This window comes from Echinicola rosea, assembly GCF_005281475.1.
Classification (GTDB): domain Bacteria; phylum Bacteroidota; class Bacteroidia; order Cytophagales; family Cyclobacteriaceae; genus Echinicola; species Echinicola rosea.
On the sequence record NZ_CP040106.1, the window covers coordinates 3,281,694 to 3,303,499 of the forward strand.

The following is a 21,806-nucleotide window of genomic DNA, read 5'->3' on the forward strand; positions in this document are numbered from 1 at the left end:
GTGTCCCTATTTATCTAAATACAACCCAAAAATTAAGTGATTAGAGAGTAAAAAGTATGAAAAAGTGCTGAAAATCCTCGTTTTGAAGTTATTTAGAACCTTTTAAAATAAGCTTATTACGTATGAAGTGGATTGTTTGCTAAACTTTCGGCATTTAACTTTGTTAACGAGATTGCAAAATAAAACCATCTACATTAAATAAAGAAAAACGTTTATGAGTTGGGTAACCAAAACCTTTACTAGCACTTTGGGACGAAAGTTGCTAATGGCCCTGACAGGATTATTCCTGATACTGTTTTTAGTCGGCCACGTTTCAGGAAACATGTTATTGTTCAAGGATGATGGCGGCCAAGCCTTTAATGAATACGCCAAGTTTATGACCACCAATCCTGCCGTGAAGGTGCTATCTTACCTGACCTATATTTCCATTTTTGCACACGTTGTTTATGCAATTATTTTGTCGGCAAAAAACAAAAAGGCAAGGCCTATCGGATATGCTGAAACCAAAGCGAGTACCAATAGCAGTTGGAATTCCAGAAATATGGGGATATTGGGTACGATCATTTTGATCTTTATTGTTGTCCACCTTCAGAATTTCTGGGCACAAATGCATTGGGGAGGTATTCCTACAGTGACCTATGAATCTGGCGAATTTAAAGATTTGTACGCAGTAGTGTATGGAGCCTTTGCAAATATCGGTCTTGTGGCCTTGTATGTGGTAGCAATGGCATTTTTGGCTTTTCACCTAAATCATGGATTTGCAAGTGCATTCCAAACATTAGGGCTGAATCATAAAAAATATACGCCTGCGATCAAGTTTATAGGAACTGCATTTTCTATCATTGTTCCGGCATTGTTTGCTTCCATGCCGATTTACATCTATTTCTCAACTTTGAATTAATAACTAGCCAATATGATACTTGATTCTAAAATACCAGCAGGTTCATTAGCTGAAAAGTGGACGAAACATAAATTCAACATGAAGTTGGTCAACCCGGCCAACAAGAGAAAGTATGATGTGATCGTTGTCGGAACTGGTCTGGCCGGAGCCTCTGCGGCAGCATCGTTGGCGGAGTTAGGCTATAATGTGAAGGCCTTTTGCTTTCAGGACAGCCCACGTAGAGCGCACTCTATCGCTGCCCAAGGTGGTATCAACGCTGCCAAAAACTATCAAAATGACGGTGACTCGGTATATAGGTTGTTTTATGACACCATCAAAGGTGGTGATTACCGCTCCAGAGAAGCCAATGTACACCGACTTGCAGAAGTATCTGTCAATATCATTGACCAATGTGTGGCACAAGGTGTTCCTTTTGCCCGCGAATATGGTGGGTTATTGGCCAACCGCTCCTTTGGTGGAGCTCAGGTGTCCAGGACGTTTTATGCAAGGGGTCAAACTGGGCAGCAGTTGCTCTTGGGTGCATACTCAGCACTAAGCCGTCAGGTGGCGAATGGGAAGGTGAAGCTTTACCCACGTACCGAACTGATGGATGTGGTGACCATCGATGGCAAAGCCAGAGGGATCGTTACCCGAAACCTGATCACCGGAGCTATAGAGTCCCACAGTAGCCATGCTGTATTGCTGTGTACCGGAGGATATGGCAACGTATTTTTCCTCTCCACTAACGCCATGGGGTCCAATGTGACCGCCGCTTGGAGAGCACATAAGAAAGGTGCATACTTTGCCAATCCTTGCTACACACAGATCCACCCAACCTGTATCCCAGTATCGGGAGACCACCAGTCGAAATTGACCCTCATGTCAGAATCACTCCGTAACGACGGTAGGGTTTGGGTACCTAAGACAAAAGAACTGGCAGAAAAGCTTCGCAAGAAGGAAATCATGCCAAAAGATATAAAAGACGAAGACAGGGATTACTATTTGGAGAGAAGGTATCCTTCTTTCGGTAACCTCGTTCCTCGTGACGTGGCTTCCAGAAATGCCAAATACGTATGTGATGAAGGCAGAGGGGTTAATGAAACGGGAGAAGCGGTTTTCCTTGACTTCCGTGATGCCATTATCAGGGATGGTGAAGACCTCATCAGTGCGAAGTATGGTAACCTGTTTGACATGTATCAGCAGATCACAGGTGAAAATCCCTACCAGACGCCGATGAAGATTTATCCTGCCGTTCACTATACCATGGGCGGGCTTTGGGTAGATTACCATTTGATGACCTCAGTGCCTGGTCTGTACGCTTTGGGAGAAGCAAACTTCTCCGATCATGGTGCCAATAGACTTGGAGCCTCAGCACTAATGCAGGGCTTGGCGGATGGTTACTTTGTGATTCCTTACACCGTGGGGGATTACTTGGCCGGAATGCCCTACGAAAAAGTACCGACCGATCATGAGGAATTCAAGAAATCAGAAAAAGAAGTACAAGATAAAATCCAACGGCTACTTAGCATCGATGGTAGCAAGACGGTGGATGACTTCCACAAACGATTGGGTAAAATCATGTGGGAATATTGCGGTATGGCACGGACTGCTGAAGGCTTGGAGAAGGCCATTGGCATGATCCAAGAGCTAAGAAAAGAATTCTGGAATGATGTGAAAGTTCTGGGAGGCAATGAAGAACTTAATCTTTCCTTGGAAAAGGCACACCGGGTGGCAGATTTTCTGGAATTGGGAGAGCTAATGGTAAGGGATGCACTGCACAGAAATGAGTCTTGTGGTGGTCACTTCAGAGAAGAATATCAGACCGAAGAAGGCGAGGCCCTTCGCGATGACGAAAACTTTGCTTATGTGGCTGCTTGGAAGCACATGGGAGATGGCGTAGCGGAAGAGCTCAACAAGGAAGAGCTCAAATTTGAAAACGTGAAGTTGACCCAGCGTAGCTACAAGTAACCATTTCAAAACCTAAAAATTCATCACTCTTATGAACTTAACACTTAAAGTTTGGAGACAACAAAACAGCTCGGACAAGGGCAGTTTTAAAAATTATACATTGACGGGAATTTCGGAACATATGTCTTTTTTGGAGATGTTGGACGTGCTAAACGAAGAACTTTCTGAAAAAGGAGAGGATCCCGTGCACTTTGACCACGACTGTCGCGAAGGTATCTGTGGTATGTGTTCCCTCTACATCAATGGCAAGCCCCATGGCCCACAGCAGACAACCACTTGTCAGCTGCACATGAGGTCATTCAAGGATGGTGACACCATCGTGATCGAACCGTGGAGAGCGGCCGCCTTTCCGGTCGTGAAAGACTTGGTAGTGGATCGTGGGTCATTTGACCGGATCATCCAGGCAGGTGGCTATGTATCTGTCAATACGGGAGGAGTACCGGATGCAAATGAGATACCCATTCCCAAGAAAATTGCTGATGAAGCATTTGATGCGGCTACATGTATTGGCTGTGGTGCTTGTGTAGCAGCCTGTAAAAATGCCTCTGCCATGCTCTTTACTTCTGCCAAAATCTCTCAATTGGCGATGTTGCCACAAGGGAAAGTGGAGCGTAAAGAAAGGGCTGAGAAAATGGTGGCCCAAATGGATGAGGAAGGCTTCGGTGCCTGTACCAATACGGGAGCATGCTCAGCAGAATGTCCCAAGGGAATCAGTCTGACGAATATCGCTCGGATGAACAGGGAGTATTTCTCTGCTTCAGCCAGCAGTGAAAACGTATAGATGATCAAGTTATAGTTATAGTAAATGAAAGCCGGTTTTTCCGGCTTTTTTTATGCTATCAAGAGTCACTTTTGGATAAATTACCATCATTATTCTATGCAGTGTCATAACGTTTTTTAAGTAACCAGGTTGAGCTAGAACTACAAGTCCTCTTGAGCCCAAAAAGGTATGGCTTCCTGATAACGGCCCTTTATATGCCTGTTTTTCATCCGGTGGTGCAGGCTGTTAAGAAAGTGAGTTGGCTCGCGTCGTGGAACAGCGAGCCCCACTCGCTTTTAGGCCATAGCCATCGGCTGGAAATTAAAATGGGTGACGGATCCACGTCGCAGGGTAAATCCATGTTCCATTTTAAAGGGCAGACCACCGGCCTGGATTTTTTTCTTTCTTTTTTCATCAATAGCCTGCCCCGAAGGCTTTCGGGGGAAAAAAGGAAAAGGATAAAATCCACCAATATGGCCAAAGCCATACAGCCAAAGTCAAATAGAAAAGAAACTCCTAGCAGGTGAAAACAGGGAAATAGCCTTAACTAAACGGCATTGATTCCGGGTTTAATTATTCCTAGGATTTCTGTTGTTGTAATAGTATATTTTTATAAAATGACCCTTTAAAATAGGAAAAAATAAATAAAACATTAAATTAGATAATCCAAGTGAATATAACCATTGTAAGCAGAACTGATTCCTGAATGGAAATAATAGACCTCCTGATTTTTGTCATTTATATGATTGTCATGCTTGGAGTAGGCGTTTACTTCATGCGTAGGAATGAAGGTAATGATGATTACTATGTTGGAGGAAGAAACATGGGCGCTTGGCATATCGGACTTTCAGTTGTGGCTACCGATGTAGGAGGAGGCTTTTCCATTGGATTGGGAGGTTTGGGCTTTGCGATGGGATTGTCGGGTAGCTGGATGCTTTTTACAGGCCTTTTGGGGGCTTGGTTAGCGGCTGTCTTTTTGATCCCAAAGGTCAAATCCAATCCCGCTTTTGCTAAGTTTTATACTTTCCCCCAGATATTCCAATACTTGTTTAACCGAAAAGTAGGCATTGCCGCGGGGATTATTTGTTTTGTAGGTTATTTGGGCTTTACTTCCTCCCAGTTATTGGCAGGGGCTAAACTGGCCTCCGGTACCTTCAAGGGGCTTGATCTCAATATGGCACTGCTCGTAATGGGGGTTATAGCAGTGATCTATACCGTTATGGGAGGATTGAAGGCGGTGATTTATACGGATACGATCCAGTGGATCATTTTATTGCTAGGCTTTATCTTTATCGGATTGCCGATAGCCTATTTTCACGTGGGGGGATGGGAAGAAATCAGTAAGACCTTACCTGATGAGTATTTCAGTTTAACGAACCTTACTTGGCAGGATTTGGCCAATTGGGGCATCACCATATTGCCGATATGGTTTGTGGGCATGACACTTTACCAGCGGATATTTGCCAGTCGAGATGTCAAGACAGCAAAAAGAGCTTGGTACATCGCCGGGATATTTGAATGGCCGATCATGGCCTTTATGGGCGTTTCATTAGGTGTTTTGGCCAAAGTGGCCTTCGAGCAAGGACTCATAGCGGAAGCCACAGATAACCTGGATCCTGAAATGGGATTGCCCATTCTGCTGAGCCATGTGCTTCCAGCAGGAATCATGGGCTTGATGATGTCAGCATATTTCTCTGCGGTGCTTTCCACCGCTGATTCGTGCCTGATGGCAGCCTCAGGGAACCTTACTACGGATTTGTTTGGTAAATGGCTCAGCAAACAACCTGAGGAAAAGTCCGTTCGCTTCAGCCAATTGTTTACATTGCTCATTGGTACGGCAGCGCTTTTGATCGCTATGCAGATGACTAATGTCTTGGAACTCATGCTGTACTCGTATGCTTTTATGGTTTCAGGATTATTGGTCCCCATATTAGCAGGCTTGTTTTGGAATAAGCGAAATCCAACAGCGGCCATCGCTTCCATGATCCTTGGAGGAGGGGTGACTGCGGGGCTGGCTTTTAGTGGGGTAGCACTTCCTTTAGGCCTTGATGCCAATTTATTTGGGCTTTTATCATCTTTAGCAGTGTTTTTGCTGGTGGATAATTTATTCGAATTAGAGCAAAGAAAATTCAGTGATAATTAACCTTTTCGTGAAGGATCAGTTAAAGTGTCGGGGTGATGTTTTATGCTATGATTCTGCACGAAAAAAAAGAAACGTATTATGAAAATTGAATCGCTTTCTACAATAGATAATGCTACCTATTTACAGAAAAAAGAAATTGCCGATTTCCTTTTTGAACATTTGGACGAATATGGAGACCCTCATGGTTACATTATGAATTGTTTGGATTATGCACTCGACCAGGCGGTGGATAAAGGCGGATTTGTGGTAATGGGGCGTGAAAATGGTGAAATTGTCGGGGCCGTAGTGGTAAATAAGACTGGTATGTCTGGTTATATTCCCGAAAATATACTAGTTTATATCGCAGTAAGTAGCAGTCAACGAGGAAAAGGTTTGGGTAAGAAATTGATGGAAACAGCCATCAATATGACCACAGGAGACATTGCCTTGCATGTGGAACCGGACAATCCTGCGAAAGGCCTGTACGAAAAATTGGGCTTTACGAACAAATACTTGGAAATGAGGTTGAAAAAATAAAATGGCTTTTTTAAATCTTCATAAGGATAATCTTAATAAAAATTACCAATTTCTTAAGGAAAAATTTAATGAATACGGTGTCGCTTGGGGGGCTGTATCTAAGATGCTTTGCGGCAATGAGATATACATCAAGGAGTTAATTGACTTGGGTGTGGATGAAATCCATGATTCCAGGATTAGTAACCTCGCAAAGGTCAAGAACATCAATCCCAATATCAAGACCGTTTACATCAAGCCTCCGTCCAAGAGGAATTTGGCGGATGTGGTGACGTATGCCGATGTGAGCCTTAACAGCGAGCTGACGACCATCCGGTGGATCAGTGAAGAGGCTGTCAGGCAAGATAAGAAGCACCAAATTATCATTATGGTGGAAACCGGAGATCTTCGCGAAGGGGTGATGGGAGAGGATCTGGTGGATTTTTATGCCAAAATTTTTCGGTTGCCAAACGTGGACGTCATTGGTTTGGGAACCAACCTTAACTGCCTCAATGGTGTAATGCCTTCAACGGACAAGCTGGTGCAGCTGTCCCTTTATAAACAAATTATCGAACTGAAGTTTAACAAAGAGATCCCATGGGTATCTGCCGGTACATCAGTGACCATTCCGCTTATGCTAAACCACCAGCTTCCCAAAGGGGTAAACCACTTTAGGGTGGGAGAGACCTTGTACTTTGGCGCCAACCTATTTGATGAAAGTACCATTCCAGGGATGAATGACAGTGTGTTTGAGCTGTGTACGGAGATCATCGAAATGCAGGAAAAGCCATTACTTCCTACGGGCAATTTAGCAGCTAACCCTCAGGGGGATATTACCGAAATAGATGAATCCCTATATGGCCAATCTTCCTTCAGGGGAATTCTCGATATCGGTTTGCTTGATGTGGATCCCAAGTATTTGATTTATGACAAAGATGAATTTGAGGTGCTGGGCGCAAGTTCAGATATGTTGATCCTAGATCTAGGGAAAAATCCGAAGAACTACAAAGTGGGAGACCTGATCCGTTTCAAGTTAAAGTATATGGGGGCATTGGCCATTTTAAATTCCTATTATATTGAGAAGAGAGTTATCTGATTCATCCACAGAGGATTTTATAACTTATCAGAGGCAGTGAATCCGAGACTGCCTTTTTTTATGTTTTTTTGGCATAGTATTAGTGTATGAATGCATGAACCAACTATATCAATAACATGAAAAAAGTAATTTTTGCATTTATCGCGGTTTCATTATTTGTTTGGGATGCCAATGCGCAGCGGAGAACACCTGCCAGTGCACAGAACAGTAGTTTTGGTATCCGGGGCGGTGCGAACTTCTTCAATTGGGGAGGTGATGACGGCTCCAATAACGATTATACCAACAGGGCTGGCTTTCACGCCGGGATTTATGGTAACATGTTTGTGACCGATAATTTCGCTATTGAGCCAGGGGTGTACTATTCTCAAAAAGGAACCGAGGCGGATAACTTTGCCGAGTCCAGGGCCATTTTGCAATACATCGATGTGCCGATTCTGCTGAGGTTTTATGCCAGTGATGGGTTTAACATCTTTGCTGGTCCACAAGGGTCTATTTTGACCAAGGCAACTTATGAGGGAGATGCATTCGGTAACACCTTTGAATTTGAGACGGACGATGTCAATGACCTGGATGCAGGTCTGGTATTCGGTGTGGGGTATAACCTGCCCGTAGGTCTTAATGTACAGGGTAGTTATGACTTAGGCCTGACTCCAGTATTCAAAGAGTCTGATGCTAAAATTTACAATAGAGGATTTAAAGTTTCGCTAGGCTATAGCTTTTAGTGAATATTATAATCCAACCAAAAGGATTCCTTGATGACAAGGGATCCTTTTTTATTGTCCGGGAAAATAGGAGTTTCAGGAAAGTTACCTTATTAGGCCTAACTTTTAGTTAAAAAATACCATCATTTGGTGATTTTTAACGTTAATACTAAAAGTTCTAATTATCTCGCTTTTAAAAGCGCTGTATTTTAACCATGTATTTCTCATAAACCAACACTTTCATGAAAGCACGTTTGATCATTTTTGCAATTGTAATGATGGGAGGATTTCACCAGCTTTATGGCCAGACCGGTATCAGGGCCGGGTGGAATTATTCTGATATTAATGGAATTGGTTCGGATGGTAGTTCTGGCTTCCACGCAGGGTTTTACCATAAGATCAATTTAGGCTTGTTAGCAGTAGAGCCTGGGCTTCAATATACCAGGAAGGGCTGTAAGGTGGACGATATGGGATCCACCGGTAAAGAAAGGCTTCACTATTTGGATGTACCCGTATTGGTACGGCTAGGCTTCCTTCCGCTATTTAACGTATTTGCAGGACCGCAGGCTTCTGTGCTATTGGCGAGGAGCTATAAAGGGACTACCGACATGACCTCCTTGGATGGATTGACCAAGTTTGATATAGGTGGAGTCGTCGGAGTGGGATTAAACCTACCTTTGGGCTTTAACATCCAAGGTAGTTATGATTTTGGATTCGTGGACATGAATTATAATGATGTCGATACCAAGAACAGTGTATTTAAGGTATCACTCGGTAAAAGTTTCTGACCGGTTATACCAAACTTTATATATTATAACCCATCTGTTATAGCGGATGGGTTTTTCTTTTTGTATCTTATTGAGACGGGAGTAGTAAGTAATGAGTCTTGAGATATGAGACGTGAGATTTGAGTTCCGGATTTGCATTCCGGCACTACAAATAAAGAGGATTTGTAATCCCCTAACCCAGTTGAAGAAATCAATTTATTATGACTCGAAAGCTATATCTTTTTACATGCTAAAAGAGCGCTTGGAAAGCCATCAAACATTTAGGGTTTTGGCTATTTTATTATGAACTAAGTAACTTTCAAACCATATAAACCTAAAAGAAACCATGAAGCGACGACAATTTATCCAACATTCTGCTTTGGCCTCGGCTGCCTTGAGTTTTCCTAACATTTCCTTTGGACAAAAAAAGGACAAGCTTGGCGTGGCGTTGGTGGGACTTGGGGGATATAGCACGGGTCAGTTAGCACCGGCACTTCAGATGACGTCCCATTGCTACCTGGCAGGTATTGTGACAGGTACCCCGTCCAAAGCTGAAAAATGGCAGGAACAATACGGTATCCCGGATAAGAACATTTACAATTACGAGAACTTTGAATCCATAGCCGACAATCCCGATATTGATGTGGTCTATGTGGTATTGCCAAATAGCATGCATACCGAGTTTGCGATCAAAGCCGCAGAGGCAGGCAAGCATGTCTGGTGCGAAAAACCCATGGCCAAGACGGTCAAGGAGTGCCAGAAGATCATCGATGCCTGTAACAAGAACAAAGCAAAGCTATCGATAGGCTACAGGATGCAGCATGAACCCAATACCCAGCTGTTCAGGGAATTTGTAAAAAACCAAAAGTATGGTGAGCTGAAAATGCTGGAAGCGGTGGCCGGGTTTTATATGAACAGTAGTGGAATCTGGAGGCTGGACAAGGAGATGGGCGGTGGAGCGATGTACGACATGGGTGTCTATCCCATCAATGGCGTTCGGTACATCAGTGGCCAAGAACCTATCTCCGTAATGGCTTATGAGAGCGTCATGCGTCCAGAGAAGTTTGATGAGGTGGACGAAACCATGAACTATATGCTCGAATTCCCAGATGGTTTGATGGCCAATTGTGCCACGAGTTTCGGTATGAACATGGGAAGACTGACGGTGACTTGTCGCAGCGGGAATTTCAGATTGGAACCCTTCCAATCCTATAGCGGGATCAAAGGCTCGGCCAGTGACGGTACCCAATTTACCAATCAGGTAAAAAGCCAGCAAGCCGTACAGATGGACGATGATGCCTTGGCTATTTTGCAGGACAAGCCTGTGATGGTGCCTGGCGAGGAAGGACTTAGAGATGTCATGGTCGTGGAGGCGGCATTTAAGTCAGCGAGGGAAGGTGTGAGGGTACCTATTGGGTAAGACTGTATAGAGGGATATAATTGGTTCTATATGATTTAGTGTGGGTAAGTATTAACCTGAGTTCGACTTAATTTTAGTATTAAAAGCGTCATACCCTTTTTAAGAGGATGTGGGTTGGAAAAGGGTGTGGCAATCCCGAAATACTGAGACTGCCACGGCTTCCACCCGCTCAGGCCTCCTTCTAAGCCTCGCAGTGACGGTTTTATAATCGAACTGAGGTTTCTAGCTAAATCCCTAGGTGGTTTTCATCCCTTTACCTTTGTCACTTTTTTGCTTCAGGTCAAAAAAGTAACCAAAAAAAACCGCCGCTGTGCATCTATTGGGCTAAAATCAAACCCCGCCCACATGCAGGCAAACTCCTCGTGTTTAGCTTCCAACAACCATTTTTTCCACCATTTCGTCAAACAAGCCTGCCTTCTTGCCTACCCGCTTTTTAATTTCTTAACGCCCAATACCTGCAAGGCGGATCCATTTTATACAAGTTTAAAAAGACCATGGACTAAAACCATAATTTTCTCAATGGACGATCCGTATTGGAAAATCCCTTTAACTAAACGACATTGATAAAACGGGTTTAATTACTTCACGTCCAATAGCGGCTAGGTGGATGATGTCCTTGGGGCTATTTTACGAGGTGATGATTAATCATCACGATTTTTGATAAAATAATCTACCCACTGAAATCCATATAGAGCCATATAATTTTAATGTTCCCTTTTTATCGATTGCGATTTTGTATGGCCTGAATTTGTTCAGTCTCATACCGCGGAGTTCCGCCCTTCTGTGTAGCCACCAAAGCACCGAGCGCGCAGGCAAAATCAAGGATTTCGGCCGGTTGTTTTCCTTGGAGGAATTGGTAGATGAAGCCACTGAGAAAGGCATCTCCCGAACCGACCGTGTCTTCTACTGTCACCTTATACCCAGCATGATAGTGCATTCCATGACCGTCAAAGATCATGGCACCATATGCTCCTTTGGTGATGCATACCATCTTGAGGTCAAATGTCTTGGTGAGTTGTTCGATGCTGGCCTTTTCACCCTTTGGTAAGCCAAAGGTTTCAGTAAGAATTTCCAATTCATCATCATTGATCTTTAGCACTTCAGCTTTATTGAGAAGCTGCTGGAGGAGGCCTGTGGTATAATGCGGCGCCCGAATGTTGATGTCCAGGACTTTTAGAGTGTTGGTTTCCAGAAGCCTGAAAAGTGTATTGCGGCTTTGTTCACTTCTAGCGGCAAGGCTACCAAATACAAAGACATCAGCCTCGTCCACTTTTTCCTGAATGGCTGTGTTCCACTTCATAAAGTCCCAAGCTACTGGCTGGACGATTTCATATTTGATGTTCTCTTTGTCGGAGTTGTCCACCACTACCCGACTGGTCTCATGAGCATTGTCTTTTTGAATAAATGTGCCGTCAAGCCCATTTTTGGTTACAAATGACAACAAATCCGCCCCAAGTTGGTCATGGCCTGTTTTGGAGATAAAAGTGGTTTCGATTCCCAGGTGCTGAATGTGTAAGGCGACGTTCATGGGAGCACCGCCGGGCAGGTTTTTGTTAGGGAAGCAATCCCAAAGCATTTCACCGAAGATTACTGCTTTTTTGTTCATGTTGTTAGATGTTATATGACTTTTCCTAGGTGCCTACAAGTCTGAAGACTTGGGGAGGTTGCGGCCGCAGTCTGGAGACTGCGACCAATAGGTGCCCAATAAATACTACGCCAAGTACGAAGTACTTCCGAAATATTATGCTTCTTTGTTGACTAATTTTTTCCTGATGCGAGGTCCTGCTGGATTTCCTCCAGTGAACGACCTTTGGTCTCTGGCATTTTGGTCATTACCCAGATCAGCTGTAAGCCCATCATGACCGCAAAGAACCCGAAAATACTTACCGGTCCAAATGCGTTGGCAAAGAAGGGGAAGACATTGGCGATGACAGCCGCCAAAATCCAGTGGGTAAAGCAGCCGATGGATTGCCCGTAAGCACGAGTTTCATTCGGGAAGACTTCCGAAATGAAGACCCATATCACGCTGCCTTGTCCCACAGCATGGGAGGCGATGAATATAAAGACAAAAATCGGCAAGAACGCTGTGCTGATGATCCCTCCCGAGAAGGAATAGGCAATGAGCAACAGGGAAATGATGTACCCTATGGAGCCTATAAGCATCAGTTTTTTTCTTCCGATCCTATCAATAAGGTATAGGCCAATCAAAGTGGCGACCATATTAACGGCTCCTATGCCAATGGTAGAAAGCAAGGCACTTTCTTCATCGATCCCTGCCATTTCGAAGACCCTCGGAGCAAAATAAATGATCGCGTTGATTCCCGACAATTGGTTGAACATGGCAATCAATACGGCCAGCATGGTGGTTTTGAGATGACTGCTCTTGAAGAGTACCGCAAATCCGACTGTTGATTTTTCACGGTTGCGTTCTTCTATGGCCAGACGGATGGCCTCATCCACCCCTTCAGGGTCTGTTCTGGTGAGGATGGCAGTAGCTTCTTCCACGTTGTTTTGGTGTGCGATGAGCCAGCGGGGACTTTTAGGAACCTTGATGGAAAGTGCCGTATAAACTAAAGCAGGAATAGCTTCCATGCCCATCATCCAGCGCCAGCTTTCGGTTAGATCGGCTATCCCGATCAGGTAATTTGAAAAATAGGCCATCAGGATCCCAAAAACAATGTTAAATTGATACAGTGCCACCAGCACTCCACGGTTTTTGGCCGGCGCGATCTCACTGATGTACATCGGAGCCACCACTGAAGAAGCCCCCACGCCCAGTCCTCCTATAAATCGGAAGAACATAAAACTGAAGACTTCCGGGGCAAGGGCAGAGCCCAGAGCAGATACGAAGTACAGCACACCGATCCACAGCAGGGATGTTTTTCTCCCGAATTTATCAGCTGGAATCCCACCAAACAATGCGCCAATGACGGTTCCGTATAGGGCTATGGCCACCGCCATACCATGCGTCCAGTCACTCAATTGCCATTTTTCTTGGATAAATCGCTCTGCACCGGAGATGACCGCTGTGTCAAATCCAAACAAAAAACCTCCCAATGCGGCGACAATGGAAAGAAAGATTACGTACTTTTTACTATTCATTATAGGTTCTAATAGGTTTACTTCTTTGACTTGGTTTTAGTTTATCGCTAAAGCTAGCCAGAAGTATGAGGAATTGAAACAATTTATAACGGGTTTGTTTCAACGGTTCCAAATTGATTTTAAATAATGCACTTTTGCACCCGCATCAAAACCTTCTAGGTCCAGTTCTGAAAATGGGGCGTTGGGGAAAATAATTTCGGTCATTACCATCTCTCCGTCATTGATAAAAAACTCTAAAGATGAGCGGTCAGCAAAGACGCGGAGACTTTTTATGGCCATACCAGCGGTGGGAGCGGTGTGGAGGTTCCCAAAACCTGCTTCAAAATCCGTTTTCCCGGAATTACTTCGGTCAAAAATCAATTGGTCACCACTGATTCTAAAGACAATTTTCTCACCAAGCTCATTGCTAAGTGTAAGGCTTGCCTTTTCGTGATTTGCTTTTGTCAGTTCCAGTTCAAATAAAGGCGTTTTCAGTTGATGTGTTGGGCCTTGAATAGACTCGGAATAACTGCGGAGATCCTTTGTCTCACGGATTGGGCGCGAAGCCAACCTATCATCTCCCTCTACTGCAACCAACTCCAATTCACGCGGCAAGGTCATGGCCGACCTCCAAGCAGTGGTGGGTACTACATTGGCATATTGCCAATTGCTCATCCAGCCAATAAACAGTCTTCTACCATCTTTTTGGGGGATATTTGACCAAGTGACTCCTGCATAATCATCAGCTCCGTAATCGAGCCATTTGACTTTCTGCCCTTCAGCAGTAAACCGCTGCCCGTCAAAATTACCCGTGAAGTATTGGGTGGCTGATCCTCCGTTAGGTCCCCCTGGGTTGATGCTGACCAAGAGCACCCATTTTTCCTCCCCGTCGGAAGTTTTCAGCGGAAAGAGGTCCGGACATTCCCAAACACCCCCGTATGCTGCCCACTCGGGGTTAAAATCACTTTGATGTGTCCAGTCGATCAGGTTTGGAGAAGAATAAAAGCTGATTTTGTCCTTTACGGCTAAAGTCATGATCCATTTTCCTGAACCATTTCCACGGTCATACCAACTTACCTTAGGGTCACGGAAATCGGCTATGCCCGGGCTTTTGAGCACTGGATTTTCTTTGTATTTGGTCCATGACCGTCCCTTGTCATGGCTGAAGGCAATGCCTTGGCTTTGGCCGTCTTTGTCATGGTGATAGGTGAAAATGGCCACCATCGGATCTTTGCCGTTTTCTCCCAACCCTGTGGTGTTACCATGGTCTATGACGGCACTTCCTGAGAAAATATACCCAAGGCTGTCTGGATAGAGTGCTATGGGCAAATGCTCCCAATGAAGGAGGTCTTTCGAAACAGCGTGGCCCCAGTGCATCGGTCCCCAGACATTGCTATCAGGATAATGCTGGTAGAATAGGTGATATTCACCATCCAGGTACACCATGCCGTTGGGATCATTCATCCACTGCTGAGGAGGGGAGAAGTGATATTGAGGGCGAAACTGTTCATCAAAGGACTTTTCATCCTTTTGCTCTTGCTCGCTAGTGTTTGGCGAGCACGAAAAAATGCTCGCCAAAACTAGGATAGGAAGTATAGGTTTGATCAGATTGTTCATTATCGTAGATTATTAAAAAGGTATTTTGAATTTATTCCCAAATGGATGCTGCTTTAAACACCTCCAGATTTTTGATGGTGATGTTATTTCCCCAAAAATGGAAGCCCTCTTCATTGCTTTCCACTGGAGTTCTTGGCATGACCAAGGTAAAGGCTCCTTCATCGACAAATACTTCGATGCTGGTCTTATCGATGTAGATATCAGCGGTGATTTCCATGCTGGTCGGATCATCGGGAGAATAGAAAGCATCATTCAGTTTGTTATAGTTTAGGTCATAATCAATGAGGTGCTGACCAAAGAGGTTGAGCCCGGCACTGGTGGCATGGGAGAGTTGGATATGGGTCTTCAATCTTAAGGTCCCTTTTTCCGCATATTCTTCTAAGGCTTCATTGGCTTCTTCGGTACTTAGGTTGCTCCATCGGTTGACTGAGGTGAAGAGTTGTTCGGTTTCTTTTACAGGTTGGTTTAAGAGTCTCGGGCCGTCGTGGGTATTGCGGAGACTAAATTCCGTGGGGAGCATCATCATTCCTTTAAAAGGCATTCCGGGATGGCTTATCTGGCCCCATCCCATTTGGATTCTACGCCCATCATCGACATTGGTAAAGGTCTGGGCAGCATAAATGGGGCCTGAGCTGTAACGATATTTTCCGGCAGTAGGCGTAAAGGTCTTTCCGTCAAATTCACCTAGCATATAGGTTCCTGAGGCACCGTACATTATCCATTTGGTGTTTTTGGGATCTCCGTCCACGGGTAATTCGAAGAGTTCTGGACATTCCCAAAAGCCAGTAGTATGGCTTTGGTATTCCCACTTTTTAAGGTCCTGAGAATTGTATATCGAATGTCCGTCCCGTTCGTTGAGTACCATTACCCAGTGATCACCAGGCTCATACCAAAATACTTTTGGATCCCTGGTGTCCACACTGTTCCATTTTTCTTTAGAGTCGATGACCGGATTGCCTTTATATTTGGTAAAGGTCCGCCCCTTATCCAAGCTGTAAGCAATACCTTGGGTTTGTCTTTCGGGGCTTGCAGCAGTGTAGGCGGCCACCAAGGCAGGTATTTCTCCTTCGTTCCAGCCTGCGGTATTTTGATAGTCAATGACCGCCGAACCCGAAAACATGGTCCCTAGCTCATCAGGGTAGAGGGCATCTGGCAGTTCTTTCCAATGGATCAGGTCATGGCTGACAGCATGGCCCCAGTGCATGTTTTCCCATTCTCTTTCGTAGGGATTGTGCTGGTAAAATAAGTGGTATTCTCCATCATAATAAAGTAGCCCGTTGGGGTCATTGATCCATCCACGGCGGGTGGTGAAGTGAAACTGTGGCCTGTTGTGTTCTTGGTAAAGGCTGTCAGCACCAGCAATTTCATTGGCTTGGTAGATGTTGGAAAGTCCCGCTTGATCTCCCTCGTAGCTGATGGTAAGGGTTTTGCCTTTTAGATTGGAAACATCCTTAAAGACCCAGTAGTCAGGTTTCCCGGCAGTAAGTCTGATGACGATATTCAGTTCTGGCTGACCTTCACTTTGGAAGGTCATTTTATGCCGTGTTTCGTGCTGTGAAATAGGGAAGTTGAGGTATCTTTTGGTGATTTTTAGTTCTATTTCGCTGGCCAAAACAGTAAAGTGGCACATGAGCAGTATGGGTACTGCCAATAGGATATTTTGAGTGTGTTTTTTCATCTCGCGATGGGCTATTGTTAATGGTTTACTTAGGTCTCCGAAATATAGATCCATCCAAACATTGCAAAACTTTTCCATATTCTGAAATTCATTGTTCATTTAATTGGTTTATCGGTTTAGCAGATGCCGGTATGAGGGTTTTATACAGCAGGGAACTAGTTTAGTCCCCCGCTGCATAGGGGTTAGTAACCAGGGTTTTGCTGATATACCCCACCTGTAAAATCTATCTCACGTTGTGGAATTGGATAATATTCATCCCTGCCAGGTGTAAAGGCAGCATTGGAGAGAAAGTCCCTTTTTGTTTTCTCCTCATTCAAGTAAGCGCTGAGCACCTCGGAAGCTTCGCCCCATCTCACCAAATCAAAGAAGCGGTGACCCTCCATGGCGAATTCCAGCCTTCGTTCAAACTTCAGTGCTTTCCAAGCGTATGTTTTACTTGGAAAGGAAGTGTATTGGCCGATGTGGTAAATATCACTGGCACCGGCATCAAGCGGTCTTTGGGTGCTGGCAGCAGCGCGGGACCTTACTTCATTGATGATGGGAAGCGCTTCATCCCATCTGTCGAGCTGGATCAGCGCCTCTGCTTTCCACAGCAAGACATCGGCATAACGAATGAAGTCAATATTTTTGGAGGTACCGACGAATGGTCCTTCTTTTTTGTAGCAAGAACAATCAGGCGCCTGTTGTTCTTTCATGTTGCCAAAGTAGCCATAGACACCCGGATCTCGTGCCCAACTAAAATTATACACCATATCCCCTGAGTTGTTGACGGTATTGCGGTATTTGAACGGTCTTCCTGGAATCCCCACCGTGTGATCGAGTCGTGGATCGACCGTCAATCCGTCAGATGGGGGAGTGGTGCCATCAGGAAGGACGGTCGTGAAGATATCTGTTTCATTAAAGCTGTCCAACATCGGGAGTCCGTTTTCATCGGTCTGGAAAGCATTGACCATGTTTTGGCTGGCCAGATGGAAACCGCAGCAGCCATATAGGACATTTCCATGGGGAGAGTTAAGGCCGGTGACATAGCTTACGCGACCCACAGTGGTACCGTCATTGATGGAAAACTGTACCGCCCAGATAGATTCCGGTCCATTATCAAACCCATCCAGAAAGTTATTGCCAAAATCATCCTCTAAAGTACCAGTCACCTCATTGGCATATTGGATGACTTCCTCCAGGCGTTCACGATTGATGTTAATAACCTCATGTTGATCGTTTTGTTCATATGCTTGGTACAGTCTTACTTTTGCCAGATAGGCTGCAGCCGCATTTTTGTCGGCCCGTCCCACCTCATCTTGGGAAGGTGGGAGGTTTTCATAGGCAAATAGAAAGTCATCTGCGATCTTGTTCCAGAGTACTTCATCAGAGACATCATTGCTTACCAAGGCGATTTCCTCCTGTGTGAGGTCTTCTGTGATATAGGGGATTTTGTCAAAGAGCATTTTCAGGATAAAATGTGAATGTCCCCTGAGAAACCGCAATTCAGCTTGTCTGGTGGTCTTCATGGAATAGTCTGCCTCAGGAATATCCTCAATGACCTGTAGGGCAAAATTAGCCCTGGAAATGGCTTTGTAAAAGTCTGTCCAGGTTCTTGGAGCCATGGCATCTCCCTGATCAGGAATGGTCAGGTTATACTGTTCATAGCGGTCTATTTCGGCTACGTCTCCACGTCCTCCGCCACCTTTGTAGGCATCATCCGACCGCACGCTTCCATATACCCACATGGAAGTCAAGGGACCGATCATTTCGTCATTTCCAATTCCCGCATAGGCGGCAATGACCAAGCCCTCGGCATTTTCGGGTGAGGAAACATTTTCACTTGATAGTACCCCTTCTGGTTCGTATTCGAGAAATTCATCGGAGCATGCACTGATGCTCAATCCCAATAGTGCTGAAGCAATGTATATTTTATAGTTTTTCATGAGTTCCTGTTATTAGAAGTTTACATTAAGTCCCAGAGTGAAGGTGGTGGGGACTGGGATACGGTTGACATCGGTACGTTCAGGATCGGATCCGATATAATCTTTCGGGGTAAACCAAAGGAGGTTCTCTCCTTGGAAATACACCCTGAGCCGTGACATTCCAGCCCATTGGCTGATCATTTCCTCAGGGAAAGAATAGCCAAGCTGAAGGTTCCTGATTTTGAAATAGGCATTCTTTCTGAATAGATAATCGGAAGTTCTGGTGTCGTTAAATGCCAAGGAAAGTGAAGGAATCGAAGACCCTGAATTCTCGGGAGTCCATGCATCCAGCACACCAAGGCCTGCATTTTCACGCCCTTGGACGAAATTGTTCCAGAAGATGTAGGGATCTTGACCTATCCTCCCGGCTACACCTGAGCCAAAAATAGAAAAGTCAAAATTCTTGTACTTGATGTCAATGCCAACTCCATATTCCAAATCTGGAAGGGTAGTGCCGATAAAGTCCCGGTCGTCCGAATCGATCACGCCATCATTATTGATGTCCTGAAATTTAAGCCCTCCTGGCCGTGCACCATCCTGATCGGGGCTGTTATCGACATCCTCTTGGCTTTGGAATAGGCCGTCGGTTTGATAGCCAAAAATTGAAAACTGTGAGTGGCCAAGGATGGAGTTGTTTATGGTACCCGGAAAGGCAGTTCGTACCTCTTCGGGCAGATAGGTGATTTCATCTTTGAAGGCACCAAAATTGGTGTTTACGGATAAGGTAAAATCACTGTTGAAGTCTTTTGCCCAGTTCAAGGCAAGTTCCCAGCCATTGGTGGCAGTGGAAGCGCCATTGAGGACCCTTTGCTGCCCTTCTCCGATCACCGAGGCAATGGGCGGAGTGGTGAGGATGTCTGTTGTCTTACGGTTAAAATAATCGAATGAACCGTTGATGGCATAATTAAACAGGCTGAAGTCAACTCCGACGTTCCATTCCTGAGTGGTTTCCCATTTGAGGTCGGGGTTTTCGGCTTGGATGGAGACAAAACCAGAAGGCAGTGTTCCCGAATCATTGCCATTGATATCATAGGCCGTACCGACATTATAGTACGTTTCAAAAAAGCCACCGCCATATTGCGCTTGATTGGGGCCATAGCGCGATTCATAAAGTCCAAATCGTGCCAAGTCACCAATCTCTTGGTTGCCTACTTCACCGTATCCGAGCCGGAGCTTTAGGTCAGAGATAACTTGGCTGTTTTCCAAAAAGGCCTCATTGCTGATCCTCCATCCCACAGTAGCGGCGGGAAATATCCCGTATCGGTTGTTTTTACCAAATCGTGAGGAGCCGTCTCGTCTTAGGGTAAAAGAGGCAAGGTACCTATCGGAAAATGCATAGTTGATTTTGCCAAACTGTGATAGTAGTCTGCTGCCGGTAGCGGAGCCACTGTTGGTCCGGGCGCCTGAAGCGGCATTGAGGACAAAGTAAGATTCGGATTCTACCGCAAAACCATCCGCTTGGGATAGGATGCTGTTAAAATCGTCTTTGATCGATTCCACTCCCAACAAGACATCAAATCGATGGTCACCCATAACCAGTTTATAGTTTAAGGTATTGGAAAATACCAGGCTGGTGAATTTATTGGTATCCCAAATCAGCCGATTATTATTACGGTTAACGAATCCATTATTCACTTTTGGTTCGATATCCTTGCGCTGATAATCACTGAGGTCGAGGCCCAGACTGGTCTTAAAGGTTAGGTTTTCCAAAATGGACCATTCTGCGAAGACATTTCCGTAAAAGTTGTTTTTACGCGTGTTGTCCCATCGGTTGAGGTACTGCATCAGGACAGGGTTGTTCCTGTCAGAGTATCCAGACCCTAGTGGTCCGGCAAAGTTGCCATTGGCATCATATACCGGGATGGTAGGAGCCAAGGTGATAGCAAGTCCAGGGGTAGGAGCACCTCCCACGTCCATGGCAGCGAGCAATTCATTGGATGAGGAGAACTGGGTGTTTATCCCAAACCGGACCTTGTCGTCAAATAACCACGTATTGGCATTTAGCCGAGCAGTATACCGCTCAAAATCGGTGTACTTGAGCATCCCGGTGTTTTTATAATATCCCAAATTGACCATTAAGGATGATTTTTCTGAATTGGTGGTAACTGTCAGCTCATTATTGAAGGCGTATCCGGTTTCGTACGTTTCATCCTGCCAATCAGTGTCTCCGGCCGGTATGGATTCATCGCCGCCCACAAAGGGCTGTACGGTCACACTGTTCAGCACGGGATTGTCAAAATCCCCATTCCAATCAAAATCATAGATTTCTCCATAGCCACTGGCTGGATCGGCACCGTCATTGACAGATGCTCTCCAAATGGCCTCTCCACGTTGCTGTGCATTTAGCATGTCGTAGCGCTGTTGTTTTTCGGAAAGAACAGAGAAGGTAGAGTTAAAGCTTACGCCCAGCTTATCTCCTCCAAGGGTCTTGTTTTTAGTGGTGACCAGAATGACACCATTGGCTGCTCTGGAACCGTAAATAGAAGAGGCGGAGGCATCTTTGAGCACTTGAATGGACTCAATGGCATCAGGACTTAGACTGGCAAATACCTCTGGACGTTTGGTGGGAACACCATCGATCACATAAAGCGGATCATTATTGCCGAGCGTGGAGACTCCGCGAATCAACACCCTGCTGCTGGCTCCTGATGGATCGCCTGATTTTTCTACATAAAGGCCCGGCACCCTTCCTTGTAAGGCTTGCATGGGGTTGCCGTTGCTCATGCTCTGCCCTTCTATGGGCGTAAGGTCCACTGCGACGATGGCTCCGGTCATATCTGATTTTTTCTGGGAGCTGTACCCCACCACGACCACTTCATCCAAGTTGGACATGTCCTGGCCAAGCACGACATCGATAGAGCTTCGATTTCCAACAGTTTCCTTGGCCGTCTGATAGCCAATAAAGGAAAATAACAATACATCTTCGGATGTTGCAGAAATGCTGTATTTTCCGTCCAGATCCGTGACGGTACCTGTTCCTGTGCCTTGCACCTGTACGGTGACGCCCGGAAGTGGATCACCACTCGCATTGTCTGTTACGGTGCCTGAGATTTCACTGTTTTGGGCCCAGCTGGGCAAGATCAGTAAAACCATGATTAGGAAATTTAATACGCTTGTTTTCATAAGGTAAATGGGTTTGTCATGTTAATGTGATTGGTTTGAATGGTTAGAAAGTTGCAATGCGATAGGGCAAAGCAGGATGAAATCATACTGTCCTGCCCATTCCAGTCTTTCTCCTT

At 45.2% G+C, this 21,806-nt stretch carries 16 protein-coding genes; 10 read left to right on the plus strand and 6 right to left on the minus strand.

The window, feature by feature from the left end; all coding sequences use genetic code 11:
• The first annotated feature begins 214 nt into the window (after nucleotides 1-214).
• The 10 genes from FDP09_RS13075 to FDP09_RS13120 all read left to right on the plus strand — a co-directional run bounded on the left by FDP09_RS13075 (nucleotide 215) and on the right by FDP09_RS13120 (nucleotide 10,227).
• The gene (locus FDP09_RS13075) at nucleotides 215-901 is read left to right on the plus strand and encodes a succinate dehydrogenase cytochrome b subunit (protein WP_137403089.1); all 687 of its coding nucleotides are present in this window, start codon (nucleotides 215-217) and stop codon (nucleotides 899-901) included.
• Between the two features lie 12 nt (nucleotides 902-913).
• On the plus strand, nucleotides 914-2,848 hold the full coding sequence (locus FDP09_RS13080) for a fumarate reductase/succinate dehydrogenase flavoprotein subunit (protein WP_137403090.1): 1,935 nt from the start codon (nucleotides 914-916) through the stop codon (nucleotides 2,846-2,848).
• A gap of 31 nt (nucleotides 2,849-2,879) precedes the next feature.
• Complete coding sequence (locus tag FDP09_RS13085) at nucleotides 2,880-3,629, plus strand: succinate dehydrogenase/fumarate reductase iron-sulfur subunit (RefSeq protein WP_137403091.1); 750 nt, start codon at nucleotides 2,880-2,882, stop codon at nucleotides 3,627-3,629.
• Nucleotides 3,630-3,823: 194 nt separating this feature from the next.
• Nucleotides 3,824-4,135, plus strand: a complete 312-nt coding sequence (locus tag FDP09_RS13090; RefSeq protein ID WP_137403092.1) for a hypothetical protein — start codon at nucleotides 3,824-3,826, stop codon at nucleotides 4,133-4,135.
• A 179-nt stretch (nucleotides 4,136-4,314) separates the two neighbouring features.
• On the plus strand, nucleotides 4,315-5,751 hold the full coding sequence (locus FDP09_RS13095; RefSeq protein ID WP_137403093.1) for a sodium:solute symporter family protein: 1,437 nt from the start codon (nucleotides 4,315-4,317) through the stop codon (nucleotides 5,749-5,751).
• 78 nt (nucleotides 5,752-5,829) lie between these two features.
• Entirely contained in the window at nucleotides 5,830-6,267 is a 438-nt protein-coding gene (locus tag FDP09_RS13100) for a GNAT family N-acetyltransferase (RefSeq protein WP_137403094.1), read from the plus strand.
• Nucleotide 6,268: 1 nt separating this feature from the next.
• Entirely contained in the window at nucleotides 6,269-7,339 is a 1,071-nt protein-coding gene (locus FDP09_RS13105) for an alanine racemase (RefSeq protein ID WP_137403095.1), read from the plus strand.
• Between the two features lie 116 nt (nucleotides 7,340-7,455).
• On the plus strand, nucleotides 7,456-8,061 hold the full coding sequence (locus FDP09_RS13110; RefSeq protein ID WP_137403096.1) for a porin family protein: 606 nt from the start codon (nucleotides 7,456-7,458) through the stop codon (nucleotides 8,059-8,061).
• Nucleotides 8,062-8,282: 221 nt separating this feature from the next.
• Nucleotides 8,283-8,828: a porin family protein gene (locus FDP09_RS13115; RefSeq protein ID WP_137403097.1), complete on the plus strand. Its 546-nt coding sequence runs from the start codon at nucleotides 8,283-8,285 to the stop codon at nucleotides 8,826-8,828.
• 325 nt (nucleotides 8,829-9,153) lie between these two features.
• Entirely contained in the window at nucleotides 9,154-10,227 is a 1,074-nt protein-coding gene (locus FDP09_RS13120; protein WP_137403098.1) for a Gfo/Idh/MocA family protein, read from the plus strand.
• Between the two features lie 718 nt (nucleotides 10,228-10,945).
• On the opposite strand, the gene FDP09_RS13125 is transcribed toward FDP09_RS13120, so the two are convergent.
• The 6 genes from FDP09_RS13125 to FDP09_RS13150 all read right to left on the minus strand — a co-directional run bounded on the left by FDP09_RS13125 (nucleotide 10,946) and on the right by FDP09_RS13150 (nucleotide 21,690).
• Nucleotides 10,946-11,833, minus strand: coding sequence for a carbohydrate kinase family protein (locus FDP09_RS13125; protein WP_137403099.1), 888 nt, complete (start codon nucleotides 11,831-11,833; stop codon nucleotides 10,946-10,948).
• Between the two features lie 152 nt (nucleotides 11,834-11,985).
• Nucleotides 11,986-13,329 carry a sugar porter family MFS transporter gene (locus tag FDP09_RS13130; RefSeq protein WP_137403100.1) on the minus strand — a complete coding sequence of 448 codons (1,344 nt, stop codon included), beginning with the start codon at nucleotides 13,327-13,329 and terminating at the stop codon, nucleotides 11,986-11,988.
• 99 nt (nucleotides 13,330-13,428) lie between these two features.
• Nucleotides 13,429-14,925 (minus strand): glycoside hydrolase family 32 protein, encoded by a 1,497-nt coding sequence (locus FDP09_RS13135; RefSeq protein ID WP_137403101.1) that lies wholly within the window; start codon nucleotides 14,923-14,925, stop codon nucleotides 13,429-13,431.
• 31 nt (nucleotides 14,926-14,956) lie between these two features.
• Nucleotides 14,957-16,603 carry a glycoside hydrolase family 32 protein gene (locus FDP09_RS13140; RefSeq protein WP_137403102.1) on the minus strand — a complete coding sequence of 549 codons (1,647 nt, stop codon included), beginning with the start codon at nucleotides 16,601-16,603 and terminating at the stop codon, nucleotides 14,957-14,959.
• A 182-nt stretch (nucleotides 16,604-16,785) separates the two neighbouring features.
• Nucleotides 16,786-18,528 (minus strand): RagB/SusD family nutrient uptake outer membrane protein, encoded by a 1,743-nt coding sequence (locus tag FDP09_RS13145; protein ID WP_137403103.1) that lies wholly within the window; start codon nucleotides 18,526-18,528, stop codon nucleotides 16,786-16,788.
• Nucleotides 18,529-18,540: 12 nt separating this feature from the next.
• Entirely contained in the window at nucleotides 18,541-21,690 is a 3,150-nt protein-coding gene (locus FDP09_RS13150; RefSeq protein ID WP_137403104.1) for a SusC/RagA family TonB-linked outer membrane protein, read from the minus strand.
• Nucleotides 21,691-21,806: the final 116 nt, after the last annotated feature.